The sequence below is a fragment of the Aquirufa sp. ROCK2-A2 genome (genome assembly GCF_054558485.1).
The window spans coordinates 445,260-471,284 of the sequence record NZ_JBPXKA010000002.1; the positions used below are offsets into that span (position 1 = coordinate 445,260).

Consider the following 26,025-nt stretch of genomic DNA (forward strand, 5'->3'; position numbering starts at 1 on the left):
TTCTATGCAATTAATCCAGGAAGTACCTTACCAGCAATATCTGTTAATCTGTATCTTCTTCCCAAATGCTTATAAGTTAATTGTTCGTGATTAATTCCCATCAAATGCTGTACAGTTGCATGAAAATCATGAATATGAACAGGGTCTTTCACTACATTGTAACCAAATTCATCCGTTTCTCCATAAACAGAACCAGCCTTGACGCCTCCGCCTGCCATGAAAATACTATAGGCTCTTGGATGATGATCTCGACCATAATTGTCTTTGGTATAAGTGCCTTGGCAATAATTGGTTCGTCCAAATTCACCACCCCAAATCACCAAGGTTTCATCCAATAAACCCCTTTGTTTCAAATCGGTAATCAAAGCCGCTGAGGAACGATCCACATCTTGTGCTTGCAAGGCCATTTCCTTTGGCAAATTTCCATGTGAATCCCAGCCTTGATGATATAATTGAACAAAGCGTACGCCCGATTCAGATAATTTTCTAGCCAATAATGCATTCGCCGCATAAGTTCCAGGAACCAAACAATCAGGGCCATACATTTTCACAATGTGATCAGGCTCTTTGGAAAGATCTGTCAATTCAGGTACCGCAGTTTGCATACGATATGCCATTTCATATTGTTGAATTTTGGCTTGAACCTCCGGATCACCATTTTCCTCAAATCCCAAACTATTTAATTCCGCCAATTCATCCAACATCCTTCTTCGAGCAGTTTTATCAATTCCATCCGAATCATTTAAATACAAAATCGGATCTTCGGAACTACTGAATACGACACCTTGATGAGTCGAATCTAAAAAACCATTTGTCCATAATTTGGAATAAACCCCTTGACCATTTCCTCTCCCTCTTGATAATAACACACAAAATGCGGGCAAATTTTTATTTTCACTGCCTAAACCATACGACATCCAAGCACCCATACTAGGTCGATTACCCACTTGCGCACCCGTTTGTAAAAATGTCAAGGCAGGATCATGGTTAATAGCATCCGTATTCATTGTCCTTACTACACAAATATCATCCGCAATAGCACCGATATTGGGAAAAATATCCGAAATCCAAGTGCCTGATTTACCATATTGCTTGAAACCATAAAAGGAACCAATTAAAGGAAATTTATCTTGATTGGCAGTCATGCCCGTTAATCGCTGTGTCCCACGAATCGAATCAGGTAATTCTTCTCCACTTCTTTGAACAAGAGTGGGTTTATAATCAAAAGATTCATATTGGGAAGGTGCACCGTTTTGGCATAAATAAATGATTCTTTTTGCTTTAGGAGCGAATTGAGCAACACCCAATGGAAGAGTGGAGGAAGACTCGTCGCCTTTCCATATTTCAGGAACCAACAAAGAACCTAAGGCTAAGCCTCCGATTCCTGCAACTGCTTTACCAAAAAAATGCCTTCTGGTAATGTTCAATTGATTTTTCAAAAATTCATTTTCTCTCATGCTCATTACACTCGAATTAAAGCTTCTTCCATATTATAAATCAATTGAATCGTTTGCATCAATGCAGCTGTAAAAGATTTATTGACCTTGATCTCTTTTCTATATTCCCCAATCCCCATCAATTTTTCTGCTTTTTTTGGATTTTCCTCAAAGGTTTTTTGCTCCTTTTCAAAATACCGCTTCAGAATTTCCAACTCTTTTTTCTGGGGTTTTCGACAAATTATTTTCCTGAAGGCCAGTCCTAATAATTGATCCTCATCCAAATTTTGTTTCGACAAAGCACTGGCCAAGACCCTAGAACTTTCCATCACACTAGGGTCATTCATCATGACCAAAGCTTGTAAAGGCGTGTTGGTTCTACCACGTTGTACTTCGCATTGATCCCGATTACTTGCATCAAAAATCAACATAGAAGGTGGAGGAACTGTCCTTTTGATGAAAACATACATCCCTCTTCGATACAAATCCTGATTGTGGTCTTGAATATAATTCATCAATGAACCACGACCAGAAGAGGCAATTTCCCAAATTCCTTTGGGCTGATAAGGTTTAATACTAGGCCCTCCAATTTCTTGATTTAAAATATTGGCTGAACCTAAAACCAAATCCCGTACATTTTCGGCAGGAACTCTCATTCTTGTGCTATGCGATAAATAGATATTTTCTGGATCTTTGGCTAAGGCTTCTTTTGGAATAGCTGACGACTGCCGATAAGTTGCAGATGTAACTATTTGTTTCACCAAACGTTTGATATTCCAATGATGACTTCTAAAATCAACCGCCAGCCAATCCAATAATTGAGGATGAGTTGGCAATTCTCCTTGCATACCAAAATCGCCTAAGGTTTTAACAATTCCACGACCAAAAAATTGAGCCCACATTCGGTTAACAAATACTCTGCTGGTTAAAGGGTTTTTCTCATCTAATAACCAATTGGCTAATCCTAATCGGTTAGATCCATATTTAGCTGGGGAAAATGGTAATATACTTTTTGGAACTCCGATCGCTACTTCAGCTGCTGGCATATCGTAATTTCCTCTACTCAACACATAGGTTTTTCGTTTAACGGAATCATCCTTCATTACCATGACATCCACAGCAGAAGTATCTTTTTTATTAATGAAAGTTAAGATTTTCCGAATGTCTTTAGAAGTAATTTGAATGTTGGGAGGATCGGCAAAAGAGGCATCAATGGTGCCAAAAAGGCCTTTTTCCGGCACTTGATTGAAAAAAGCATAAGTGCTGTAATAATCCTTCTGAGAAATAGGATCATATTTATGATCGTGGCATTTCGAACATTCAAAAGTCAAAGCTAAAAATGATTTCCCAAAAGTACTTGTTCGATCATTGACATATTCTACTCTATATTCCTCATCGATTACCCCTCCTTCTTGGGTAATTTTATGATTTCGATTGAACCCAGTCGCTAAAATCATCTCTTTTGTGGCATGAGGAATTAAATCGCCAGCCAATTGCCATTTCAGAAATTTGGCATACGAATAATTGCTATTAAAGGCATGAATCACCCAATCTCTCCAAGGCCACATGGTCCTTAAACCATCATCCTGATAGCCGTGTGAATCCGCATATCGGGCAACATCTAACCAGTTGATGGCCATTTTTTCTCCGAAATGCTTATTAGCTAACAATTGATCTACTACTTTTTCATAGGCATTTTCACTTTGATCAGCCAAAAACTTTTCTTGCTCCTCAATACTTGGCGGTAATCCAACCAAATCTAAGTAAACCCGTTTCAACAATTGCTCCTTTTCCGCCTCCTTGCTAGGTTTGAGCCCTTTCTCCCGCATAGTAGAATAGACAAAATGATCGATTTCATTTCGGGTCCAAGACGCATCTGCATCTGGCAATTCAGACTTGATAGGAGCCATAAAAGACCAATGCGGCTTATAAACAGCTCCTTGCTCGATCCACTTTTCAATTAAATCAATTTCATGGGAAGTCAAAGTTAAATTCGACTTCATGGGTGGCATTCTTAAAGAAGTATCTTGGGTAATTAAACGAAGGAAAGCATCGGAGGAATTGGGATTTCCGGGAACGATGGCATGAGCTTTTAAATTGTCTTTAAAGGCTGCATAAGCACCTTCAGGGGTATCTAAGCGTAAATTGGATGCCCGTTTTTTGGCATCAGGACCATGGCATTTAAAGCATCGGTCTGATAAAATAGGACGAATATGAAAGTTATAATCGACAACATCCGGCATAGCATCATCCGATGCATTAACGCTGCTACAACTATAGAACATATAGCCAAAAACTACCAAAATGGCAGATAAAAGCAAAGAATAAAAATATTTCATAGATAGGTCTAAAAATCTTTTCAGATTCAAAGATTAAATATAAATATTTTTTAATTAGGATAAATTATTTTATGGAATTATATGCAACATGAAGGGTTTGGCGATAATTTGTCTCGAAATAAAATGAAATGAAAAATCAATAGGAATTCGACATGGAGACATGAATTGAATTTAATAACTATTGAATGAGTTATGGGTGATTAGTTATTAGTTTTTTATAACGAGGAAAACAATTACCGTCTACTCTTATTTCAACTAATCCCAGATCAAAGTCACAAATCCCTAATCTCTAATAACTAAACACTTATAATGCGAATTAAGAGTTAAAAACCTATTTGACCCAATAAAAAAACCAAGGTAGTTGGGTTGAATAATCTTTGTGTCTTTTGTGTTAAAAACAAATCCCTTATTTAACTCAAAGATGCCAATTACCCCCTTCATTATTATATCAATTTCCGATATCGCATTACCATTTATTGGCTAATTCATTTTCTATGGTATTTCTTTTTTTTAGAAAAAAAGAAACAAAAAAACTTATTAGTCGCAAGTTAATCCAAGACGAATCAGCAAGCTGACCGATTTCCACTTCGCTTTCGGCTATTTTCTTTGACCCTGACGCACATGGCCCATGCTCATTGTCAAAGCTCCGCCTACCGCTTCGTTCCAATCTTTCGTCGGATTAACCGCAAATTCATTTATAAGTTCTAAAATAGAATTAATAGATTTATCTCAGCTCGGTTCCTGAGCCTGTCAAAGGAATTTTCAACCCTTAATTCGCATTATTACCTATTAACTCTTACCTATTACCTTTTACCTAATACCTAATATCTATTCCCTTTCAATGCAATTTTCTGGCTAATTCATTTTCTATGGCATTTCTTTTTTTGAAAAAAAAGAAACAAAAAAACTAATTTACCTCAAGTTAATCCAAGACGAATCAGCAAGCTGACCGATTTTCACTTCGCTTTCGGCTATTTTCTTTGACCCTGACGCACATGGCCCATGCTCATTGTCAAAGCTCCGCCTACCGCTTCGTTCCAATCTTTCGTCGGATTAACCGCAAATTCATTTATAAGTTCTAAAATAGAATTAATAGATTTATCTCAGCTCGGTTCCTGAGCCTGTCAAAGGAATTTTCAACCCTTAATTCGCATTATTACCTATTAACTCTTACCTATTACCTATTACCTAATACCTAATATCTATTCCCTATCAATGCAATTTTCTGGCTAATTCATTTTCTATGGCATTTCTTTTTTTGAAAAAAAAGAAACAAAAAAACTAATTTACCTCAAGTTAATCCAAGACGAATCAGCAAGCTGACCGATTTTCACTTCGCTTTCGGCTATTTTCTTTGACCCTGACGCACATGGCCCTTGCGCATTGTCAAAGCTCCGCCTACCGCTACGTTCAATTCTTTCGTCGGATTAACCGCAAATTCATTTATAAGTTCTAAAATAGAATTAATAGATTTATCTCAGCTCGGTTCCTGAGCCTGTCAAAGGAATTTTCAACCCTTCATTCGCATTATTACCTATTAACTCTTACCTATTACCTTTTACCTAATATCTAATCCCTATCAATGCAATTTTCTGGCTAATTCATTTTCTATGGCATTTCTTTTTTTGAAAAAAAAGAAACAAAAAAACTAATTTACCTCAAGTTAATCCAAGACGAATCAGCAAGCTGACCGATTTTCACTTCGCTTTCGGCTATTTTCTTTGACCCTGACGCACATCGCCCATGCTCATTGTCAAAGCTCCGCCTACCGCTTCGTTCCAATCTTTCGTCGGATTAACCGCAAGTTCATTTATAAGTTCTAAAATAGAATTAATAGATTTATCTCAGCTCGGTTCCTGAGCCTGTCAAAGGAATTTTCAACCCTTCATTCGCATTATTACCTATTAACTCTCACCTATTACCTTTTACCTAATACCTAATACCTAAAACCTAATACCTATTACCTTTTATCACCTTTTACCTATTACCTTTTACCTTTTACCTATTACCTTTTACCTATCACCTTTTACCTATTATTCCTAATTAACTACCACCCCTCCGGCTTGGTTGATACATAACCATCTTTTTTTCTAATTTCTTTAGGTAATTGTGCGTCCATCAACTTTTTCCGAGTAATAATTAAGCTACTTCTAGCCGCATCTTCAATGGAATCATTATGCCTTTGAGGAGGAAAAAAAACAACAACAGATTTTTCAACAAAGGTGTCATTGACAAATTGGATAGAAGGAACTAAGTCGCTATCGCCTGTTATCACAATCGCCACATCGTAATTATCTTGAAAAGCATCTGCTAATATTTGAGTAGCCATATTCACATCTGTCATTTTCTCATTTGGCACAATCCAATTATTACCACATTTGCGACAGTCCATGAATTTTGCTTGATAAACGCCATAATACATAAGAACACCTCTTGCTTCCAATGCTTCTAGGTAGGTATTTTGGCGGTTTTGCTTAGGTGGATTGTGGGTAATTAGGCTAGTAAAAAATTTCACGTCGACTAATTCTTGCTTCGAAGTAAGGTAACTTTGAATTAATTTTTGAACATCTAACCATTTACAATAGGTATAGCCAGCATCTATCATACCAAAATACAAATTGGCTGCATCTATATAGGCAATCACCCGATTCTTTTTATGCTCCATGAAGGCTATACATTGGGAAAAGATGCATTTTTAAATAATGCCTAAAGATAGCATCTTTGAGTTGATGCAACATCAAATTGAGGGATTTACTTTTGTAATAAAATTGAACGAAAAAAGCGATGTATGATGTGCGTAAATTATATGCTTTTGTGAATAAAATAAAAAAAGCCCTAGCTTACGCTAAGGCTTTTGGGGTGGAAGATGGGGCTCGAACCCACGACCCTCGGAACCACAAACCGATGCTCTAACCGACTGAGCTACAACCACCATTTAGGATTGCAAAAATACACAAAAGGTGTTAGTAAGCAAACCTAAACCCGGAAAATTATCTATTTCCCAGCTTATTTTTTTATGCTTGAGCGTCTAAATAACGCTTTTCAGCTGCATTCCAATCGATTACGTTCCAAAATGAATCGATATAATCAGGGCGTTTATTTTGAAATTTCAAATAATAGGCATGCTCCCAAACGTCTAAACCAATGACTGGATGACCTTTTACATCTGCCACATCCATCAAAGGATTATCTTGATTAGGTGTAGATGATACAGCAATGGAACCATCTTTTTGAGCAACAATCCATGCCCAACCTGATCCAAAACGAGAAATAGCTGCTTTTTTGAACTCATCTTTAAAAGCATCAAAACTACCAAATTTAGCATCAATAGCCTTCGCTAAGGTACCAACCGGTTGTCCACCACCATTCGGAGATAAGATATTCCAAAACAAATCATGATTATAATGTCCTCCTCCGTTATTGCGAACAGCTGGAGACTGAGTTGAAATAGTAGCCAATAATTCTACTAAAGATTTTCCTTCTAATGCTGTACCGTTCACGGCAGCATTTAAGTTGGTCACATACGCATTATGATGACGATCGTGGTGAATTTCCATGGTCAATGCATCAAAATGAGGCTCTAATGCATTATTTGCATAAGGTAATGGTGCTAATTCAAAAGCCATAATTGTAAATATTTAAAAAGTACATTCTAAAAAACTATTAACAAGAACATTTTGTTCCCATATTATCTTCTCATCGAGAAAAATTCTTTCAATAAACTCTCAGCTTCAGCTGCCAAAACTCCACCCAAAATTTCAGTTTTGGGATGTAAAATTCTTTTTCCAATTTGCTGAAAACCTCTTTTATCTTCACTTGCCCCAAAAACCAATCTACCTAATTGCGACCAATAAATTGCCCCCGCACACATCAAGCAAGGCTCCAAGGTCACATATAAAGTGCAATCTTTTAAATACTTGGCACCAATTGTTTGTGCAGCTGATGTGATCGCAATCATTTCAGCATGTGCTGTTACATCGGTCAAAATTTCTGTTTGATTGTATGCTTTGGCAATAATTTTACCTTGGCATACCACCACCGCACCCACCGGAATTTCTTCTTCTTCTAAGGCTCTCTCGGCTTGTTTTAAAGCCAAACCCATGAAATAGGAATCCTCATCAAAAATCATAGGGCGGAAATTTGAATCAATTTATTCCTTAAATAAAAGTCTAAGATAACAATTGCAGCCATAGCCTCCACAATAGGAACAGCCCTTGGAACCACACATGGATCATGCCTGCCTTTTCCTGAAACGGTAATTTTATCGCCCTTTTCGTTCAAACTATCTTGATCTTGCATGATGGTTGCAACTGGCTTAAATCCTACTCGGAAATAGATAGGTTCCCCATTGGAAATCCCACCTTGTATACCACCTGAATGATTGGTTAAGGTTTTTATTTCACCGGTATCGGCATCTTTTACAATGATATCATTGTGTTCAGAACCGCGTAATTCCACCCCATCAAATCCGCTACCATATTCAAAACCTTTTACCGCATTGATGCTCAACATGGCTTTGCCTAATTCAGCATGTAATTTATCGAAAACGGGTTCTCCTAATCCTACAGGACAACCTTCAATATAAGCAGAAACTACTCCCCCAACCGAATCTCCTTGTTTTCTAATATCATCGATATAGGCAAACATTTCTTCCGCAAGTGTAGGATCAGGGCAACGAACCGCATTGGTTTCTGTGATGGACAAATCCAATTGCTCCACAGGGGTTTGCAATTTCAATTTACCTACCTGAGAAACATAGGCAGAAATTTTAACTCCTAATTTATTCAGAACCAATTTTGCCAAAGCACCAGCTGCCACACGGGCTACAGTTTCACGGGCAGAACTTCTTCCACCGCCCCGATAATCCCTTAAACCATACTTGGCAAAATAAGTGAAATCAGCATGAGAAGGTCTAAATTGATCGGAAATGTGGGAATAATCTTTGGAACGTTGGTCGCCGTTCCAAACCAACATCGCAATTGGAGTTCCTGTGGTTTTTCCTTCAAAAACACCGGATAATACCTCAATACTATCCGCCTCTTTTCTTTGAGTGGTAATTCTAGATTGTCCAGGTTTTCTACGATCTAATTCTGATTGAATAAAATCCAAATCAAAATCAATGCCTGAAGGACAACCTTGCACCACCACGCCGACTGCTGCGCCATGTGATTCACCAAAGGTGCTAATTTGAAAAATCTTTCCGTATATACTTCCCATTCTATCTTATTTTGGCGTTTTCCACATTACAAAAACAACCACCATGAATAACAAAAATATAATAAAATTGACGATTTGTCGCCAATTAACCCAACGATTCCAAGATAAATCAAAGCTGTTGGTCAGTTCTAATCCCTTGTAAATCTCCGAAACTTCGTCTTGGGTATTCAAATTTAGATCAGATGGTTTACCTACTACTTGTAAAACCAAATCTGAATACAAAGTATCAAGCTTCTCGGTTTTGGTATTAAAATAGACCCAATTGAAATATTTTTTCAATGCAAATTTACCTGGTTGTTTAGGAATAATTTGTATTTTTTGAGAATTATCTCCAAACATTTGATCTTTAAAAGGAAAAACGGTTGTTGATGAACTCAATTGTTGAAAATCGATAAAAAAATCAGAATCCAATTTCTGTTTTTCCCAAAGAATACTATTCCCATCTCCTACCAAACTAGCTTTATAAATTAGTTTTTGTCCTGTTCGAACATTTATTTGACTAACTGATTCCTTTAAATCAAAAACTCCTACAGGAATATTGGCTAAGGATTTATCCGGCAAAGGTTTTGGCCGAATGACAACTGCTGGAGAAACAAAAAAAACATTTTGTTTTTGAACCTCTGATCCGCCCGAAATGGTTTTCAATAGCCGTAAGCTTAGACTCGGAATTGAAATCGGCGAGGTATCTAAAGCAAAATAAGTCGATTGAAAAAAACGATATTCAGTGTATTTTTTCTTGTTCAACTCTACCGAAACAACTTGTTCTTCTGCTAATTCAAAATTTTCTTGCCAACAATTGACGGGTTTTATTTTTTGGGTCAACAAGGGTATTTGAACATCGTTTCGATCAAAATTCAAAACATCTGTGTTGTTTTCGGGAATAAAAAGAGAAAATTTAAGAGTAAATCCTTGTCCGACAAAGGGGCGATAATTGGTGGAAGAAACCAATAAAAAAGGCTTGTTGGTTGCCTTAACATCTTTGGGTAAATTACTTAAATCAAGGTTTTCTTCCAATTTTGGAATATTGATTCCTCGAGTAACCACTACAGTAAATGCCTCCAACTTGACTGCTTGTTGGTTATAGATAAATTCCAAAGCTGATATGGCAAAAATTCCCGGATTCGATGCCTTATAATGCTGCGAATAGGTAAACGAATTAACTAATTGCCCATTGATGTAATTAGACGATTTACTTCTACTAATACCAATTTTGGTAAAAAAATTAATTTCGGGAAATTTAAAACTATTGGCTTCGTTTGAATTAGCTACGACAGCACTACTCAATGAAATGACTAAATCCTCTTCGGTACTAATATTTTTTGATTCAATTTGCACAGAAATTTCAGGACGTGATTGAGCCATTAAACTTTGGTTCAATGACAACATGCCTAAGAAACTGACAAAGAAAAATACTATCCTAGTAAACATCTCCGCAATTTAGTTATTAGTCATGAATTATGAGGTATAAATTATGGATAATGAGGGATGGATTATGAATGCGAATCAAGGGTTAAAAAATCGACTATTTCAACTCTTAATTCGCAAAATCAATGAATATTAAATCCCAAAGCGCCATAAAACTCGCCAAACCAAATAGCTTGTTCGGCGTGATCGACTGAACGACCAGTGGTACGAATATCCCAAAGGTTAGTATAACCTCCTTTGACAGTAGTTTCAATAAACAACAACTTAGTTAAATTCAAGCGAAGGCCCGTTTTCAAAGAAGCCCCTGCCCCAGCAACATTCCATAAATTATTTTTGCCAATTGTAAATAAACGAACATCTGATCTTGGCACCATAAGTCCAAGACCTGCACCATTAATCCAATCAAGTTGAAAATATCCCTTCTTAGCTTTCCAAAGTTGTTGATAATGTTCTAAATCAACAGAAGCATAATTAAAACCATCTGTATGTTCAAATTGCAAAAAATCGGTGGAGCTAATATTAAAAGGCGTTTCAGGAGAATATTGTTTGGCATATACGGGATTCACGGAAAAAGCAGGGTTGGAAACTTGGTTCGAGATAAAACCTGAGATATGAGAATCTTGATCAGGAACCATCACATATTTCATGTGATCCCAACCAATGGAAATAGACAAATTATCTTTGATAAAATATCCTCCATGGAAATTAAATTGAGGAATTGAAAATAGAGATGGATTGAAATAAGTAGTAAATCCATCAAAAGGAGTTGGCATATCGGTTGCTTGTACTTTGGATAAGGTAAAGTCGTAACCGGGACCTGCAAAGCGAATATCCGAATTAGTATAAGTGGAGCGATTGTAGCCCCAATGCACATAAAAACTACCTTTTTTATGAATTTTAGCCGTATTTTGAGCGGGTACTAGAAAAGGGAAAACTAAGAATATTACTAAAAAGAACTTAGGCATAGTTTCTAAAACAATGGTACGAATGAGTGTATTAAAATTTGATAAAAACAATGCATGAACGTATTACAATGAATTTATAGGCTGCAAATTTGGCGATTTTTGTTCAGTTATTTGGAATAAAAAAATGATTTTTATCATAAAATTAAATTTAGATTAATATAATTCAAGAACAAAGCTTTAAATTGCAAGTCATTTAAAACTGAACACTAATAAAATTTATTTTTTTGAAACAAAAGCCTTGAAAAACGGCAGCCATTTATGAGAAAGTCAACATCTAAATTCGAATACAAAACTTTTACTTTGGGCGCACAGCTAACTGAAGAACAAAAGGACTATTTCCAAAAGTATGGTGTGATTCAATTTAAAAAATTCATTGAACCAGATACGGCAGATTTATTTATATCTGAATTAGCGAAGATTGAAAGAAAATGGTTGGATGAAAAAATAGAAAAAATCAATGGAATTCCGTTGAAATTTGGAAAAGATGCAGAAGGAAATGACATGATTCAACGCATGTGTTTCACGAACAAATACAGTACCGTTTTAGATGAATTTTTAAAAGATCCAAGACTTAAAATTCTGATTGATTTGCTTGGCCCGTACGATGGTCGTGTAGGAGAAGATGAAAAAGACGGTTTAGTTTTCAATCATTATATCAATCAACCTAATTCTAAATTTTCTCAAATGGGATGGCACACGGATAGCCCAAGAGATTTATTTTTAGGTCAAAAAATTCTTCCTATGTTGAACGTAGGAATACATTTAGATAATTGCCCTTCGTCCAACGGAGGTTTGAGAGTTTTGCCAGGCACACAAAATCAAAGTATGTTAAAATTACTTTTTGGCAAAAAACAATTCATCGATCATCGTCCAGATCCGAGAGAAGCTGCCTTTGAAATTGACAAAGGTGATTTAACCATTCACGACGGTCGTTTATGGCATCGTGTAGAGGTTTCTCCGAACTTTGGTGAAAAATCAAGAAGAAGAGTGATGTATGTGCCGATTATCACTGGTAAATACAAGCCTAAATCTGAAAATAGCAAAACGCCTTTTTATCATCGATTCGCGAAGGTAGTAACGAAGTAGTTTTTAGTTATTAGTGTTTAATGGAAATTAAGAGTTAAAATATTCATTAATACCTCAACATTCCATATTGCATTGCAATCTATTGGTTAATTTATTATTCATGGCATTTCTTTTTTTTTAAAAAAGAAACAAAAAAACTCATTTTCTGCCAGTTAATCCAAGACGAATCTAAATGAATTATGGATTATGAAGTATGAATTATGATATGTTATTTTAAATTCATACCTCATAATTTATTAGGCTTCGTTCAAATCTTTCGTCGGATTAACCGCAATTTCAATTATAAGTCCTGAAAAGAATAAATAGTGTTAACTGAGCTCGGTTACTGAGCTTTCCGAAGTATCGAAGCCAAAAGCGGTAAAGGAAGAGATTAATAATTGGAAATTTCAACTCTTAATTCGCATTAATAACTAATAACTATTTCCCTTCCATATACGATTGTAAAATAATTGTAGCGGAAACGCGATCGACAGTTCCTTTCACACGACGGTCTTTTTTAGACATTCCACCTGCTATCATCGACTGCATGGCCATGTAGGAAGTGAATCGTTCGTCGTGAAGAATCAGTTTTCTAGTTGGGAATTTCTTTTCGAATGCTTTGACAAAATTTCGGACAGCTTGGGTAGAATCTGTATCTTGATTTTCTAAATTTTTGGGCATTCCGATGACAATATCATCCACTTGCTCTTTGGCAAAATAGTCTTCCAAAAATTTCAATAAGGTATGCGATGGAACGGTTTCCAAACCATTGGCAATTATTTGAAGGGGATCCGTTACCGCGATCCCCGTTCTTTTCAAACCATAATCAATTGCCATGATGCGACCCATCCGATTATTTGATATAACCTTTATCGCGCAAAATTTTATCCATTAATTTTTTATCATTGTCGTTATTGAAAACGGCGAAAGGCAAATAAATAAATTGGTACTTACCCATCATTAATACATAGGCTTCTTTGTCTTTGTAAACTTCTGGCACCATATCCCACTTAATCATTCCTCCTTCTTTATCAGATAATTTCATGAAAATTTGACGAGAATCAATTTCATATCTGTATTTATCAAAAAGTTGTTTGTATTGGGCCAATTGAGTAATTCCGGTAAATTGAATCAACCAAAACAAAATATATCCCACTACACCGACCGCTAAAAAAATGTAGATCCAATAATTTTTATATGTACCTGTAAGGTTCAATGCCACATTGACCAAGACCAAGGCTAATGGTAAAAAAGCCCATTTCCATTGATTGGAAAATAATTGGCGCATGCATAAGGCAATGTACTTATTCTTTTCAATCGCATATTTTTTTGTCTTGATTGCAAGCGGATTAGAAGGAACTTGTTGAACTTGACGTTGCTGTGCTCCGTAACTTTTGGCCATATTCGTATGATTTAATAAGCTTAATACCGCGCAAAGGTACAAAAATTGGATACTTTTTGGTAATTTTAGACTTCTATTTTGAACGAATACTTATAATATTATGTCTGCAAAACAATTATTAGACGGCCCAGCGCTTTTACAAAAGATTCGTCGAATTGCTTTTCAAATTTATGAAAACAACTTTGAGGAGAAAGAAATCATCATTGCGGGCATTATTGGGGAAGGTTTTTCCTTGGCTAAATTGATTGGGGAAAATCTAGAAACCATTTCTTCCATCAAAGCATTACCCATTGCCTTGCATCTAAATAAAGAAATTCCTTACGAAAGTCCTGTGAAATTCGACTGTGATCCGAGCATTTTTGAAGGAAAAGTAATCATTGTGGTGGATGATGTACTAAATACGGGCCGCACATTTTCTTATAGTTTGGCTCCATTTTTAAGTATACATGTCAAAAAAATCCAAGTAGCCGTCATTGTTGACCGAAACTATCGTAAGTTCCCTATATCCGCCGATTACATAGGATATGAACTATCCACCATGCTTTCAGAACACGTAGAAGTAATTATCTCTGATGAGTCAAAAATGGGGGTGTATTTGAAGTAAGAAGAGAGAAGAGAGAAGAGAGAAAAGAGGAGAGAGAAAAAAGGAAAAGACTCCTATTACCTATTACCTATTACCTTTTACCTATTACCTCTTACCTATTTTACCTTTTACCTATTACCTATTACCTTTTACCTATTACCTATTTACCTAATTCCAGATTTCCCAAGCTTTATCCGCTTGTCCATGAAGCATTTCGAGACCTTCGTGAATTCCGCCAATGTGATGTTCTAAGCCTTTTTTCAAAAAAGTTGTTTGAAGAGGATTATATACAATATCGTAAAAAAAATGTTGAGCACTTAATTTGTAATAAGGCAAAGGAGGAAACGTTTCAGTATTGGGATACATCCCTAAAGGTGTCGTATTAACAACTAAACCAAAATCCTCCACCTGCTCTTCCAAATCGGCATAAGTGATGTTTTCAACAGATACTGTTCTTGAGACTTTAATCACCTCTATTTGTAAATCTTCCAAAGCGGTTATGATAGCTTTTGCAGCACCACCTTGACCCAACACCAAAGCTTTTTTATTTTTAAAATTTGGAAAGGCATCCCATTTTTCGATGGTGGATCGAAATCCCCAATAATCCGAATTAAATCCCTTTGTCTTCCCGTTGGGAAAAATTTTGATGGTATTGACAGCACCTATTTTAGCAGCAGCCTCATCAATTTCATCCAAAAATGGTATTACAGCTTGTTTATAAGGGATTGTAACGTTTAAACCTTTCAGAGTCCCCTGATGATTTTGCAATAATTCGGGCAAAAAATCAATGGAAGAAAGTTCAAATTGTTCATACGCATGGGTTTCGCTCAAACCTAAGACTTGAAACTTCTCAGTAAAATATTTTTTCGAAAAGGAATGACCCAAAGGATACCCAATTAATCCAAAAAGCGAGGAAACTGCCATTTATTTGTTTGAAAATTTTTGTTTAATAATTCCCACGAGAATAGGTAAAACAGACACAGCCACAATTCCGAGAACAACCTTCTCAAAATTAGTTTTCACCCACTCATTGTCACCTAAAAAATAACCCGCTAACGTGATGCTCGTCACCCAAAGCACTGCCCCTAAAAATCCAAATAATAGATATACCGAATAAGACATTCTGCCCGCACCCGCCACAAAAGGAGCCACAGTACGAATGATCGGAACAAAACGGGCGATAATTACGGTCTTTGGTCCATATTTTTGATAAAAGGCTTCTGTTTCGTCGATATGAGAACGCTTTAAGAACAAAATCTGATCCTTTTCTCTGATCCAATTACTAAAATTTCGACCTAAAAAATAGTTGACTTGGTCACCTAAAAGAGCTGCTAAAATCAACATGGGTATCACGGTTGTTACTTCAATTTGACCACTAGCAGCAGCTAATAATCCAACGGAAAACAAAAGGGAATCACCCGGCAATAAAGGCATTACAACTAAACCAGTTTCTACGAAAACAATGGCAAACAATAAAGCGTAGGTGAGAGATCCATGTTCGGAAATAAACGTGGTCAAAAACTGAAGCGGATCTTTTAATAAGTCGAATAATAATTGTAGCATAGGAAGAAAAGAAAAAACCCTAGCGAACTAGGGTTTGGAATAATTTATTTATCTAAAAAATGATCAAATGTATCACCTCTTAAACCTAATCGAATGGTTTCCAATGAAATAACTTCGTTGGGAGCAATATTTCCAACATTCACATTGGCACCTACTAATTTGACAAACCATACTTGTTGCGATTTTTGAGGAGCCTCCCATATGATTTTTTCTTCTGGAATTTCAGTTAAAATTTCTTCTACCAAACCTTGACGAACCTCACCGGAAGAACGGAACAACCCCACATTACCACCTTCGCGAGCCTCTCCAATTACTTTCCAAGCACCCGCTTCCAACTCCATGCGCATCAATTTTATCCACTTGTAAGGAGGAATAATTTTAGCCTCATCCTTTGAACCCACTTCAGAAAGTACAGTTACTTGTTGAGATAGGGTACGAATAAATTCGCATTTCACCTCTGAATCCATTTCCACAGAACCATCTGAAATTTCCGCATATTCCATTCCATATTGATCCAATACTCGACGATATTCATCAAATTGTCCACGAATATAAAATGCCTCAAACAATGTACCTCCGAAATAAACAGGAATCCCAGCAGATTTATATAAAGCTAATTTTTCTTTCAAATTCGATGTAACATAAGAAGTTGCCCATCCTAATTTGACAATATCGGTATAAGCACCACCCATTTCCAAGAAATCCTCTACTTGGCGAAGGCTCAAGCCTTTATCCATTACCATAGTTAAACCCTTTTGGCGTGGTTTATCCGTACGATCTGGGATTTGATTTAAATTATAATTCATATTATATTGAAAGAATTGTCTGTTAGTGAATTGTTTCGGCAAGCAAAATTTATGACAAAAATAAGCATTACATCTGATTGAGCCAAACTAAGAAGAATCCAATTTACATATTTGAAAATTCGAATAATCATTTTGTATATTTGTTCACTCAAAAATCAACAACAATGAAAAAACTTACATTCTTATTCATTACACTCATTACCTTATCATTCAACGCTTTTGCAGACAATAACGCAGATGTCATTGTTGGAGAATGGCATACCGAGAATCACGAAGGAAAAGTAACCATTTACAAGCAAGGAGACATGTATTATGGCAAAATTTCCGGTGGCAAAACACCTGGCAGAAAAGATTCCAATAATCCAGACCCTAGTGCAAGAAATAAGGAATTGATTGGAACTGTCATTTTGAAAAATTTCAAGTTTACAGGTAAATCTTGGGAAAAAGGCACTATTTACGACCCTAATTCAGGTAAAACCTATGATTGCATTCTAAAAATAAAAGACAACAATAAAACCTTGGACATTCGAGGATATATTGGAATTTCCATGTTTGGTAGAACCAGCACTTGGACGAGATCCTAAAGTAACTAATTCCCTAAGTAGATATATATGAAACCCAATGAGAAAATTCTTGGCTATTTAAATCAACATTTAAATAGAAAAATTGCTGATGGCAATCCTAACCCAGTATCCAAGTGGTTGGATGGCACCTTGATTTCCGCCTCTATGGGTTCAATAACTGTGGAATTCGAAGTTCGGGAAGATCAATGTAACCATGCAGGAATTTTACATGGAGGTATTATCTCCACTATGTTGGATGAAATTATGGGCATGACATTGATTACCGTGGAAATTCAACATTTATATGTGACAATCAACTTGACGGTCGATTTCCTTTTTGGCGCAAAGCCCGGCGAAAAAGTCAAGGTAATTTCAGAAGTCTTCCGTGTAGGCAAAAAAATCGCTAATGTAGAAGCAAAAATGTACAATGCGGAAGGTAAAATTTTAGCGAAAGGAACCAGCAACTTAGCTGCAACATCAATACCTTTCTCTTAAGGGAAGAGAGAGATTTTTTTAAAAGGTAATAGGTAAGAGGTAAAAGGTAATAGGTAATAGGTAATAGGTAATAGGTAATAATACGAATTAAGGGTTGTAATCTGGAATAAGATAGAAATCACCTTTGATTTCACTATTTCATTATAACAATGCAATTTGTTGGTTCTTTTTTTCTTTGGTATTTCTTTTTTTTAGAAAAAAAGAAACAAAAAAACTTATTTACCTCATTTAATCCAAGACGAATCCGCAAGCGGCTCGATTTTCGCTTCGCTCTCGGATATTTTCTTTGACCCTGTCGCGCACATGGCACATGCGCATTGTCAAAGCTCCGCCTACCGCTTCGCTCAAATCTTTCGTCGGATTAACCGCAAGTTCATTTATAAGATCTTAAAATAAATAACGTTCGCTGATCTCGGTTACAGGGCTTGGCGAACTATTGAAGCTAAAAGCGGTAATTAAGAGATTAATAATTGGAAATTTCAACCCTTAAATCGCTTTAATAGGTAAAAGGTAATAGCTAAAAAGGAGCCTTTTTTCTCTCTCCACTCTTCCCGTTTTCTCTCTTCCTCAGTCCAAATCAATCACCACACCAGCACTCATCGGGTGAGCAACGCAGGTAAGAATATAGCCTTTATTGATTTCATTGGGAGTCAAGCCATCTTCTTCGTCCATGATAACTTTACCGCTTTTACACAAACCTAAACAAGCGGTGCACATGCCTGCCTGACAGGAATAAGGAATATCCAAATCGGATTCTAATGCTGCTTCCAGGATGGTTTCATGGGGTTTTACCACCAATTTATGTTCCTTTCCTTCGTAAATCAAGGTGATTTCTTGTTCCTGCAAACTTCCATCCTTTTCCGCTTCTTCCACGGATTCAGATGCAGTGGACACAAATAACTCTTTGTGAATTTGTTCTAATGGAACGTCAAACATGCCCAAAGAAGACTGAACGTCCTTCATCATACCTTCAGGTCCACACATGTAATAAATGGCGCTTGGAATATGAATGCCCAATTCTTGCTTTAAATAATAAACAATGGACGCTTGATTGATACGTCCTTTCAATCCTGGCCAATTGGCTGCAGGCTGAGAAATAACATGCAATACCGTCAATCTTCCCGTGTATTGTTGCTCCAATTGATCTAAAACCGATTTGAAAATAATTTGATTTTCATTTCTTGAACCATAAATCAAATGAATCTTTGATTTTGGTTCCGCTTTCAACAACGTTTTGATCATGGAAAATAAAGGTGTAATTCCAGATCCGGCACCGATAAAAACATAATTATTGGATGTTTCTGCATGAGGTTCAATGGCAAAATTCCCCATAGGTTCCATTACCTCCAAGCTATCCCCAACTTTTATTTGATCACATAGAAAATTGGAAACCAAACCATTTTTAATGCGTTTAACCGTAATGGCAGGCGAAGTATCCGTTTTCGGTGAAGAGGAAAAAGAATAACTTCTTCGTACTTTTTCTCCATCAATGACAGGAATTACTGTCAGAAATTGCCCCGATAAATAGGTCAATGTATCATGGATCGGATGCCAAAAATGCAAGGTTTTCGAATCTTCGGTCTCTTCCGTAATTTCCTTAACTGTTAAATGCAAATACTTCATCTTTTATTTATTATTCATCGTTTGCGACTATCCATTGAATGGTACCAGAATTCGACTCATTATGGAGTCGATCCAAGGCGGTAACAGCAAAACCATGGCCGCTAACTACATATTTATTTTCAATTTCTATGTCTTTCAATTTTCCTTTGTAAATGATATTTTCAGCCTTTTCAAAAGCATCTAAATCGCCTTTTTTTATTCTGTAAACCACATAATAGCTGGCAGGATCCTCATCACTACTTGGCTCGCCTTCCTCCCATTTCAAATGCCATTTCCCTTGTTTCTTGGCCAAGCTCACTTTATGAGGGGCTGTAGGTGGAATGCTATCTAACCAAGTCATTGGAGGCACCAAAGCCACATGAGCAAACTGATTGGACCGAAGGGTATCTCTCCAACCTTTGGCATTGGAAGTTAATAATTTGGAACTGAAATAAATGGCACCACTGACTTTTTTTAAACCACGAGCAATGTCCAATTGTTTTGATAATTCTGAACTATTCCAAGTTGTATTTAAGTGATAAGCAGCATATCCGACATAAATGGGTCTTTGATAAGAATGACTATCCCACCATTTCGCCAAAGGTTCAAAAGGGGCTACTCGGTGATTCAGAGGCCAATATAATTGAGGAGCTAAATAATCTACCCAATTGGATTTGACCCAAAGGTCTGTGTCAGCAAATAAATCGTGGTAGGATTGCAGGCCATTTTTGGTTGGAGAACCATTTTCATCAGCTATACTTTGATGTTTCCAAATACCAAATGGACTAATTCCAAATTTGAGTTTCGGTTTGGTTTCTTTGATGGTCTGCGAAATTTGTTGGATCAATAAATTAACATTCCGACGTCTCCAATCCGCGATGGATTCATCATTGAGTTTAAATTCTTGATAGGTTTTCTCATCATTCAATTTGGCATTTTTGACGGGATAGGGATAAAAATAATCATCAAAATGGATCCCATCGATGTCATAATTTTTGACCAAATTTCGGACCAATTCGCTGATGTAATTACGTACCTGAGGTATTCCAAAATTCAAAATATGTTGTCCATTATAAAGCAAAAGCCATTCGGGATGCTTTCTGGCGATATGATCGGAACTCAACAAAGATTTGGTTGAGATGGTCGCACGGTTCAAATTTAACCAAGCATGAAATTCCATTCCCCTGGCATGACTTTCTTGAATCATGAATTCCATGGGGTCGTAGTACGGTGTAGGCGCTTGACCTTGTAAACCTGATAAAAAACTGGTCCATGGTTCTGAACTTTTGGCATAAAAAGCATCTGCTGCTGTTCTTACCTGAACAAAAATGGCATTAAAACCTGTTTGTTGATGCGAATTTAATAGAGATATAAATTCTTCTTTTTGTTGATAACCATTGTAATTTCTAGCAGATGGCCAATCGATATTTTGCACGGTTGCGACCCAAACACCTCGGAGTTCCCTCTTGGGCCCATGAGCAGAAAGCTGAGAAATACTGAATAGAAAAAGTAAAAAATATAGAACGCTCTTCATTGAGCTGGCAATTTACTGAGAAAAGCGGAAATTTTGCTTAGAAAGTGAGTAGGATAGGTAAAATTATAGTTATTAGTGTTTAGTTATTAGTTGTTGGTAGGGGAATAGATGATAGGTAAAAGGTAAAAGGTAATAGGTAATAGGTAATAGGTAATAGGTAAAAGGTAATAGGTAAAAGGTATTAATGCGAGTTAAGGTTAAAATTTAGAATAAGATAGAAATTACCTTTGATTACCCTATTTCATTATAACAATGCAAATTGTTGGTTCTTTTTTTCTTTGGTATTTCTTTTTTTTAGAAAAAAAGAAACAAAAAAACTTATTTACCTCAATTTAATCCAAGACGAATCAGCAAGCTGACCGATTTTCACTTCGCTCTCGGCTATTTTCTTTGACCCTGACGCACATCGCCCATGCGCATTGTCAAAGCTCCGCCTACCGCTACGTTCAAATCTTTCGTTGGGATTAACCAAAAGTTCATTGATGAGCTTGAAAAAAAAGAAATAGCGTTGGCTGAGCGGCGACGAAGCCAAAAGCGGTATTAGAGAAATGAAAATCAGATATTTTGACTCTTAATTCGCATTAATAGGTAAATTAATAACTAAACACTAATTACTATTAATCCACCGAAAACATATATCCAACACCTTTCAAGGTTTTGATATAATTCTCAGGAATTTTCTCACGAAGTTTTCGGATATGGACATCGACTGTTCTTTCAACTACAAACACATCGGTTCCCCAAACTTTTTCCAATAACTCATCGCGATTGAAAACTTTATTGGGATTTTTGGCAAAGAAAGAAAGTAATTCGAATTCTTTTTTGGGAAGCACTAAAGAACGCCCTTGAAAGTTGGCCGCGTATTGGGTACGATTAATAACAATTCCCCCAATTTCCACAATGTCACTATCCCCTTCTGAGCCAGATTGAACATCTCTTTTTAAAATAGCGTTGATTCTACTAACTAAAGCGCGAGGTTTTATGGGCTTTATAATGTAATCATGTGCGCCAGCATCAAATGCCGCCACTTCTGTATATTCTTCTCCTCTTGCAGTCAAGAAAATAATCAGCGTATTTTTTAATTCAGGTATTGTTTTTAATTGTCGTGCCGTTTCAATTCCATCCATAATAGGCATCATCACATCTAAAATGATCAATGCAGGTAAAAATTCTTTGGCAATTTGTAAAGCTTCCTGTCCATCATTCGCTTTGCGAAGTGAATAGTTTTCTTTGGCTAAATTGTATTCCAATAATTCTAAAATATCTGGATCATCGTCTACGAGTAAAATTTTAGAAGAACTTAAAGGAAGATTCATAATTTTGTAATGACTGATGAAAATCTTGATACAAATATAGAAAGCTCAATGTTACCAAATTGTTAATTTTTTACCTAATTTAGAAAAGCTTATTTTTATAAAAAACCATGCCAACAAATTATCCTTACTCGCTTCGTCTTGCTTCTGTGTTGATTTCTATTGGTTTGGTCATCATAGGGATGTATTGGTTGAAAGACTTATTGATCCTCCTTTCCTTCGCTTTGATCTTTGCCTTATTACTTCTACCAATTTGTACAAAATTAGAAAAAAGAGGTATTCCTAGATCCATTTCAATTGGGATTGCCCTACTAATCACCATGGTTGCCATTTTTACAATCATTTTCTTACTTTCTCTTCAAATGGTAGAATTTGTTTCTGATTGGCCCAATTTTATCAAAAAAACGGAAAATTGGATTTCCTCCCTGCAAACTTTTCTTTCCAGAAATCTGAATATTTCTAGAAAAAAACAAATGCTTGAGTTGACGAATCAAACGATTAATCTCTTGAAAAATTCAGGTGAAATTTTGACGACAACTTTTGGCACAATGATTCATATCATAACCACCATGATTTTAATCCCCATTTTTGTTTTTTTCTTTCTTTATTACCGAAACTTTTTCTCCTCATTTTTAGGGAAGGTTTTTCCGCATACAGAAGAAAAAATATTGAGTGGAATCATGACAAAAACAGGAAAAGTGGTCCAAAGCTATTTGGTCGGACTATTTGTTGTGATGTTAATCGTAGCGGTAATTAACTGTATTGGTTTTTTGTGGATTGGAATTGACTATGCTATATTCTTTGGTATTTTGACCGGCCTATTATTATTAGTTCCATACATTGGAATTTGGATCGGAGCATTATTTCCCATTTTATTGAGTCTAATTTCATTGAGTCCCTCTCATACGATAGCGGTGATCGCCTGGGTAGCTACGGTTCAGTTTATCGAAGCTAATTTCATTACCCCTCTAATCGTGGGCTCAAAAGTAAGTGTCAATCCCATGATTGCCATGTTTGCTTTATTGATAGGCGAATTGATTTGGGGAATTCCTGGTTTAATTCTAGCCATTCCGTTAACAGCCATTATGAAAGTGATCTTCGATCACGTCCCTGCTTTAGAAGCCTACGGTTATTTATTGGGTGAAGCACCGAAAAGAAATAAGACGTAAGATGTAAGATTTATATTTATTACTTCTTATATCATACATCTTACGTCTACAGCGAAAGTAACTCCTTAAACCGAATCGATTGACGTCTAGAAATTTCAATTTTTTCACCTTTACCAATCAGGGTGACTTGTAGACCACCTGAAAACCAAGGCTCAATTTTCTCGATGTAATTTAAATTAATGATGTGTTTTCTGTTGGCTCGAAAAAACACCTTGGGATCCAAACGATCTTCTAAAGCATTTAACGATTTGAGCACCAATGGTTTTTGATCGTCAAAAAATAAACGCACATAGTTGCCCATGGATTCACATAAGCGTACTTTATCTAGTCGGACAAACCAACATCTTTCCCCATCTTTGACAAATATTTGATCTTGCGCTCCTAAAACATGGGAAATGGAAGAATCATTTTTTTGAGCTTGAGTACGTTGAACTTGAAGAACTCTTTTTTCTAATTTTTGTATACTTTCACTTAATCGAGGTAATTCAATGGGTTTCAATAAATAATCCAGCGCATTGACTTCAAAAGCCTTCAAAGCAAATTCATTGAATGCGGTAGTAAAAATTACTTCGGGCAAAAAACCTTCCCATTCTTCTAGCCATTCAAAACCCGTTTTGCCCGGCATTTGAATATCCAAAAACAACACATCGGGCTGTAATTCCTCAATCAATGGCCCAGCCTCATCCGTATTGGATGCTTCACCTACTACCTGAATATGTGGGAAATTCTCTAATAATCGTTTTAGTTCGTTTCTGGCTAATCGCTCATCGTCGACGATAATTGCATTCATAGGATCTTCAAATTATTCTTCAAGGTAAGGTAAAATCAATTTTGCTTGTACTTGATTTTTGTTCAAAGGTGATAGACTTAGTTGAGCGGTTGTACCAAACAAAATTTTCAATCGATTTTGCGAGTTAACCAATCCTACACCTGAATTTGGATGGTTTTTTTCATTCAAATGACCTGAATTAATTACTTCAATTTCGATAACATCTCCTACTTTTTGAGCATTTATCCAGATACTACCACCTTTCATTGATTTGGAAATGCCATGCTTAATCCCATTTTCGACAAGTGTTTGTAATAACATAGGAGGAACCTGAGATTTCAAACATAGTGGATCAATATGAAAATTCCATTCCAAACGCTCTTCGTATCGTATTTTTTCCAAAGCCAAATAATCAGCAATGGTTTCCATTTCTTCCGACAAGGATATCGTTTTTTTACGTTCGGTCAAAAGTGAACTTCTCAACAGTTTGGATAGCTGATTGATTCCTTTTTTTGCTTTTTGGGGATCCTCTGTTATCAATGCCCGTATACTATTCAATGCATTGAAAACAAAATGGGGGTTCATTTGAGCCCTCAAAACTTTGTCTTCTGTTTCTTGAATGGCTCTTTCCAATTGATCATTCTCCCGTTCCATTTCTAATTTCTTATTCGAATATTGAAAAAAGAAATAAATCAATTGCCAAATGGCCAATGGCTTCATGAAATTAAAGACAATTTGCAAAATGATAAATGGACTCAAATCCACCTCAAAACTTTCTTGAAGAAAAATGTAATCAAAAGGAATGTTAACGCCCGCCATGCAAACCGACATGAATAGCAATGAAATAAAATGCCATTGAAGCATTTTAAAAAGGCTCAAATCCTGCCAATGGTATTTCTTGGTAATTCGTTTGTATTGGTGAGTCAATAAAATAGCCAACAAAATATTGGTCAAAGAAGCAATAGCCCAAGCCCACTTCCAGCCATATTGATTGGTGTATAAAAGTGCTTCATTCAGGACCCATGTAAGCCAACCGCCCAATTGTAATAACCAGTAAAGCTTGGATCTTTTCATGATTACATGGATTCTGGTAAATGCTTTAAATGTTCAATATTACACGCATCGACCAATTCAAATGCCGCTTTTTGATAATCGTAGCGAAGATGATACAGACATAAATTATAATGGGCAAAATGGTCCATTTTATGCAATGGCTCATTGAAAAGATGTGTTAACAAAACGCGCATCGCACGCCCATGCATGGCAATTAAAATCGATTTTTCATCTGATCTTGAAATGATCAAGTCCACAACAGGTTTTTGACGATTTAGCACATCTATGGGACTTTCTCCTTCATCTGAAGTAACATGCACATTACCTTCTCGCCAGGTTGTTACCAAATTTTTATAGTACAAATTGTCCTCATCATTGGCTTCTTTTCCTTCTTTGCTTCCCCAAGAAATTTCATTCAATCCTTCATGTTGTTCCCATTCTGTACCGCGTTGAATAAATGAATCAACCGATTGATGGGTTCTGCGAAGTTTAGAAGTATATATTCGATCTAATTCCAAATGTTGGTAGGCCTCAAAAAATGCTTGGGCTTGCTTTCTTCCTAATTCATTCAAATCTGCATCGATACCACTTCCTTGCACCACCCCTAGTCGATTATAATCCGTTTCACCATGTCGAACTAAGTAAATGTCTTTTATTGAATGCATAAATAATTGAATTATGAGATTGAAATCGCTAAATAATTGCGAATTTTACGCACAAAAATAC

General features: G+C 36.2%; 24 protein-coding genes and 1 tRNA gene. 5 read left to right on the top strand and 20 right to left on the bottom strand.

Annotated features, from left to right (window positions below; all coding sequences use genetic code 11):
• Positions 1 to 2 precede the first annotated feature (2 nt).
• The 9 genes from V7S76_RS05005 to V7S76_RS05045 form a co-directional block, all read right to left on the bottom strand.
• The gene (locus tag V7S76_RS05005) at positions 3 to 1,463 is read right to left on the bottom strand and encodes a DUF1501 domain-containing protein (protein WP_459508961.1); all 1,461 of its coding nucleotides are present in this window, start codon (positions 1,461 to 1,463) and stop codon (positions 3 to 5) included.
• The gene (locus V7S76_RS05010) at positions 1,463 to 3,775 is read right to left on the bottom strand and encodes a PSD1 and planctomycete cytochrome C domain-containing protein (RefSeq protein WP_459508962.1); all 2,313 of its coding nucleotides are present in this window, start codon (positions 3,773 to 3,775) and stop codon (positions 1,463 to 1,465) included. The genes V7S76_RS05005 and V7S76_RS05010 overlap by 1 nt, the downstream gene beginning before the upstream one ends.
• 2,047 nt (positions 3,776 to 5,822) lie before the next feature.
• Positions 5,823 to 6,440: an NYN domain-containing protein gene (locus V7S76_RS05015; RefSeq protein WP_459508963.1), complete on the bottom strand. Its 618-nt coding sequence runs from the start codon at positions 6,438 to 6,440 to the stop codon at positions 5,823 to 5,825.
• A gap of 190 nt (positions 6,441 to 6,630) precedes the next feature.
• Positions 6,631 to 6,707: transfer RNA gene (locus V7S76_RS05020), tRNA-His, on the bottom strand.
• A gap of 82 nt (positions 6,708 to 6,789) precedes the next feature.
• Positions 6,790 to 7,401 carry a superoxide dismutase gene (locus V7S76_RS05025; protein ID WP_459508964.1) on the bottom strand — a complete coding sequence of 204 codons (612 nt, stop codon included), beginning with the start codon at positions 7,399 to 7,401 and terminating at the stop codon, positions 6,790 to 6,792.
• Positions 7,402 to 7,463: 62 nt separating this feature from the next.
• Complete coding sequence (locus V7S76_RS05030) at positions 7,464 to 7,904, bottom strand: nucleoside deaminase (RefSeq protein WP_459508965.1); 441 nt, start codon at positions 7,902 to 7,904, stop codon at positions 7,464 to 7,466.
• A complete protein-coding gene (gene aroC, locus V7S76_RS05035) occupies positions 7,901 to 8,992 on the bottom strand; it encodes a chorismate synthase (RefSeq protein WP_459508966.1) in 1,092 nt (363 codons plus the stop codon). Before aroC ends, V7S76_RS05030 begins: the two co-directional genes overlap by 4 nt.
• Positions 8,993 to 8,998: 6 nt before the next feature.
• Positions 8,999 to 10,420 carry a BatD family protein gene (locus V7S76_RS05040; RefSeq protein WP_459508967.1) on the bottom strand — a complete coding sequence of 474 codons (1,422 nt, stop codon included), beginning with the start codon at positions 10,418 to 10,420 and terminating at the stop codon, positions 8,999 to 9,001.
• 119 nt (positions 10,421 to 10,539) lie between these two features.
• A complete protein-coding gene (locus tag V7S76_RS05045) occupies positions 10,540 to 11,382 on the bottom strand; it encodes a hypothetical protein (protein WP_459508968.1) in 843 nt (280 codons plus the stop codon).
• Between the two features lie 258 nt (positions 11,383 to 11,640).
• On the opposite strand from V7S76_RS05045, the gene V7S76_RS05050 reads away from it, so the two are divergent.
• A complete protein-coding gene (locus V7S76_RS05050) occupies positions 11,641 to 12,468 on the top strand; it encodes a phytanoyl-CoA dioxygenase family protein (RefSeq protein WP_459508969.1) in 828 nt (275 codons plus the stop codon).
• Positions 12,469 to 12,885: 417 nt separating this feature from the next.
• On the opposite strand, the gene ruvX is transcribed toward V7S76_RS05050, so the two are convergent.
• Together ruvX and V7S76_RS05060 are read right to left on the bottom strand one after the other, a co-directional pair.
• On the bottom strand, positions 12,886 to 13,284 hold the full coding sequence (ruvX, locus tag V7S76_RS05055) for a Holliday junction resolvase RuvX (RefSeq protein ID WP_459508970.1): 399 nt from the start codon (positions 13,282 to 13,284) through the stop codon (positions 12,886 to 12,888).
• Between the two features lie 16 nt (positions 13,285 to 13,300).
• On the bottom strand, positions 13,301 to 13,849 hold the full coding sequence (locus V7S76_RS05060; RefSeq protein ID WP_459508971.1) for a YcxB family protein: 549 nt from the start codon (positions 13,847 to 13,849) through the stop codon (positions 13,301 to 13,303).
• Positions 13,850 to 13,949: 100 nt separating this feature from the next.
• On the opposite strand from V7S76_RS05060, the gene V7S76_RS05065 reads away from it, so the two are divergent.
• Positions 13,950 to 14,453: a phosphoribosyltransferase family protein gene (locus tag V7S76_RS05065; protein ID WP_459508972.1), complete on the top strand. Its 504-nt coding sequence runs from the start codon at positions 13,950 to 13,952 to the stop codon at positions 14,451 to 14,453.
• 147 nt (positions 14,454 to 14,600) lie between these two features.
• Here V7S76_RS05065 and V7S76_RS05070 read toward each other — a convergent pair whose 3' ends face one another.
• The 3 genes from V7S76_RS05070 to V7S76_RS05080 are packed head-to-tail and all read right to left on the bottom strand — an operon-like array spanning position 14,601 to position 16,801.
• Complete coding sequence (locus tag V7S76_RS05070) at positions 14,601 to 15,356, bottom strand: shikimate dehydrogenase family protein (protein ID WP_459508973.1); 756 nt, start codon at positions 15,354 to 15,356, stop codon at positions 14,601 to 14,603.
• A complete protein-coding gene (locus V7S76_RS05075) occupies positions 15,357 to 15,995 on the bottom strand; it encodes a VTT domain-containing protein (RefSeq protein ID WP_459508974.1) in 639 nt (212 codons plus the stop codon).
• Positions 15,996 to 16,039: 44 nt separating this feature from the next.
• The gene (locus V7S76_RS05080; RefSeq protein ID WP_459508975.1) at positions 16,040 to 16,801 is read right to left on the bottom strand and encodes a phosphosulfolactate synthase; all 762 of its coding nucleotides are present in this window, start codon (positions 16,799 to 16,801) and stop codon (positions 16,040 to 16,042) included.
• 164 nt (positions 16,802 to 16,965) lie between these two features.
• Here V7S76_RS05080 and V7S76_RS05085 point away from each other — a divergent pair, with 164 nt between their 5' ends.
• Together V7S76_RS05085 and V7S76_RS05090 are read left to right on the top strand one after the other, a co-directional pair.
• Complete coding sequence (locus V7S76_RS05085; RefSeq protein WP_459508976.1) at positions 16,966 to 17,385, top strand: DUF2147 domain-containing protein; 420 nt, start codon at positions 16,966 to 16,968, stop codon at positions 17,383 to 17,385.
• A gap of 27 nt (positions 17,386 to 17,412) precedes the next feature.
• Positions 17,413 to 17,859 carry a PaaI family thioesterase gene (locus V7S76_RS05090; RefSeq protein WP_459508977.1) on the top strand — a complete coding sequence of 149 codons (447 nt, stop codon included), beginning with the start codon at positions 17,413 to 17,415 and terminating at the stop codon, positions 17,857 to 17,859.
• Positions 17,860 to 18,426: 567 nt separating this feature from the next.
• Here the strand turns inward: V7S76_RS05090 and V7S76_RS05095 are convergent.
• The 3 genes from V7S76_RS05095 to V7S76_RS05105 form a co-directional block, all read right to left on the bottom strand.
• Positions 18,427 to 19,482, bottom strand: coding sequence for a 2Fe-2S iron-sulfur cluster-binding protein (locus V7S76_RS05095; RefSeq protein ID WP_459508978.1), 1,056 nt, complete (start codon positions 19,480 to 19,482; stop codon positions 18,427 to 18,429).
• Between the two features lie 10 nt (positions 19,483 to 19,492).
• A complete protein-coding gene (locus tag V7S76_RS05100; RefSeq protein WP_459508979.1) occupies positions 19,493 to 20,995 on the bottom strand; it encodes a glycoside hydrolase family 10 protein in 1,503 nt (500 codons plus the stop codon).
• Positions 20,996 to 21,612: 617 nt separating this feature from the next.
• Complete coding sequence (locus V7S76_RS05105; protein WP_459508980.1) at positions 21,613 to 22,311, bottom strand: response regulator; 699 nt, start codon at positions 22,309 to 22,311, stop codon at positions 21,613 to 21,615.
• Positions 22,312 to 22,418: 107 nt separating this feature from the next.
• On the opposite strand from V7S76_RS05105, the gene V7S76_RS05110 reads away from it, so the two are divergent.
• On the top strand, positions 22,419 to 23,477 hold the full coding sequence (locus tag V7S76_RS05110) for an AI-2E family transporter (RefSeq protein ID WP_459508981.1): 1,059 nt from the start codon (positions 22,419 to 22,421) through the stop codon (positions 23,475 to 23,477).
• Positions 23,478 to 23,523: 46 nt separating this feature from the next.
• Here V7S76_RS05110 and V7S76_RS05115 read toward each other — a convergent pair whose 3' ends face one another.
• The 3 genes from V7S76_RS05115 to V7S76_RS05125 are packed head-to-tail and all read right to left on the bottom strand — an operon-like array spanning position 23,524 to position 25,964.
• On the bottom strand, positions 23,524 to 24,267 hold the full coding sequence (locus V7S76_RS05115) for a LytR/AlgR family response regulator transcription factor (RefSeq protein ID WP_459508982.1): 744 nt from the start codon (positions 24,265 to 24,267) through the stop codon (positions 23,524 to 23,526).
• Positions 24,268 to 24,279: 12 nt separating this feature from the next.
• Complete coding sequence (locus V7S76_RS05120; protein ID WP_459508983.1) at positions 24,280 to 25,320, bottom strand: sensor histidine kinase; 1,041 nt, start codon at positions 25,318 to 25,320, stop codon at positions 24,280 to 24,282.
• A gap of 2 nt (positions 25,321 to 25,322) precedes the next feature.
• A complete protein-coding gene (locus V7S76_RS05125) occupies positions 25,323 to 25,964 on the bottom strand; it encodes a histidine phosphatase family protein (RefSeq protein WP_459508984.1) in 642 nt (213 codons plus the stop codon).
• Between the last annotated feature and the right edge of the window lie 61 nt (positions 25,965 to 26,025).

Bases quoted from the DNA above. Each gene is read 5' to 3' on its own strand.
- aroC (WP_459508966.1), bottom strand. From the start codon at position 8,992: ATGGGAAGTATATACGGAAAGATTTTTCAAATTAGCACCTTTGGTGAA.
- V7S76_RS05025 (WP_459508964.1), bottom strand. From the start codon at position 7,401: ATGGCTTTTGAATTAGCACCATTACCTTATGCAAATAATGCATTAGAG.
- V7S76_RS05045 (WP_459508968.1), bottom strand. From the start codon at position 11,382: ATGCCTAAGTTCTTTTTAGTAATATTCTTAGTTTTCCCTTTTCTAGTA.
- V7S76_RS05100 (WP_459508979.1), bottom strand. From the start codon at position 20,995: ATGAAGAGCGTTCTATATTTTTTACTTTTTCTATTCAGTATTTCTCAG.
- V7S76_RS05090 (WP_459508977.1), top strand. From the start codon at position 17,413: ATGAAACCCAATGAGAAAATTCTTGGCTATTTAAATCAACATTTAAAT.
- V7S76_RS05060 (WP_459508971.1), bottom strand. From the start codon at position 13,849: ATGGCCAAAAGTTACGGAGCACAGCAACGTCAAGTTCAACAAGTTCCT.
- V7S76_RS05125 (WP_459508984.1), bottom strand. From the start codon at position 25,964: ATGCATTCAATAAAAGACATTTACTTAGTTCGACATGGTGAAACGGAT.
- V7S76_RS05110 (WP_459508981.1), top strand. From the start codon at position 22,419: ATGCCAACAAATTATCCTTACTCGCTTCGTCTTGCTTCTGTGTTGATT.
- V7S76_RS05065 (WP_459508972.1), top strand. From the start codon at position 13,950: ATGTCTGCAAAACAATTATTAGACGGCCCAGCGCTTTTACAAAAGATT.
- V7S76_RS05095 (WP_459508978.1), bottom strand. From the start codon at position 19,482: ATGAAGTATTTGCATTTAACAGTTAAGGAAATTACGGAAGAGACCGAA.
- V7S76_RS05010 (WP_459508962.1), bottom strand. From the start codon at position 3,775: ATGAAATATTTTTATTCTTTGCTTTTATCTGCCATTTTGGTAGTTTTT.
- V7S76_RS05015 (WP_459508963.1), bottom strand. From the start codon at position 6,440: ATGGAGCATAAAAAGAATCGGGTGATTGCCTATATAGATGCAGCCAAT.
- ruvX (WP_459508970.1), bottom strand. From the start codon at position 13,284: ATGGCAATTGATTATGGTTTGAAAAGAACGGGGATCGCGGTAACGGAT.
- V7S76_RS05120 (WP_459508983.1), bottom strand. From the start codon at position 25,320: ATGAAAAGATCCAAGCTTTACTGGTTATTACAATTGGGCGGTTGGCTT.
- V7S76_RS05085 (WP_459508976.1), top strand. From the start codon at position 16,966: ATGAAAAAACTTACATTCTTATTCATTACACTCATTACCTTATCATTC.
- V7S76_RS05030 (WP_459508965.1), bottom strand. From the start codon at position 7,904: ATGATTTTTGATGAGGATTCCTATTTCATGGGTTTGGCTTTAAAACAA.
- V7S76_RS05080 (WP_459508975.1), bottom strand. From the start codon at position 16,801: ATGAATTATAATTTAAATCAAATCCCAGATCGTACGGATAAACCACGC.
- V7S76_RS05115 (WP_459508982.1), bottom strand. From the start codon at position 24,267: ATGAATGCAATTATCGTCGACGATGAGCGATTAGCCAGAAACGAACTA.
- V7S76_RS05040 (WP_459508967.1), bottom strand. From the start codon at position 10,420: ATGTTTACTAGGATAGTATTTTTCTTTGTCAGTTTCTTAGGCATGTTG.
- V7S76_RS05005 (WP_459508961.1), bottom strand. From the start codon at position 1,463: ATGAGCATGAGAGAAAATGAATTTTTGAAAAATCAATTGAACATTACC.
- V7S76_RS05070 (WP_459508973.1), bottom strand. From the start codon at position 15,356: ATGGCAGTTTCCTCGCTTTTTGGATTAATTGGGTATCCTTTGGGTCAT.
- V7S76_RS05050 (WP_459508969.1), top strand. From the start codon at position 11,641: ATGAGAAAGTCAACATCTAAATTCGAATACAAAACTTTTACTTTGGGC.
- V7S76_RS05075 (WP_459508974.1), bottom strand. From the start codon at position 15,995: ATGCTACAATTATTATTCGACTTATTAAAAGATCCGCTTCAGTTTTTG.
- V7S76_RS05105 (WP_459508980.1), bottom strand. From the start codon at position 22,311: ATGAATCTTCCTTTAAGTTCTTCTAAAATTTTACTCGTAGACGATGAT.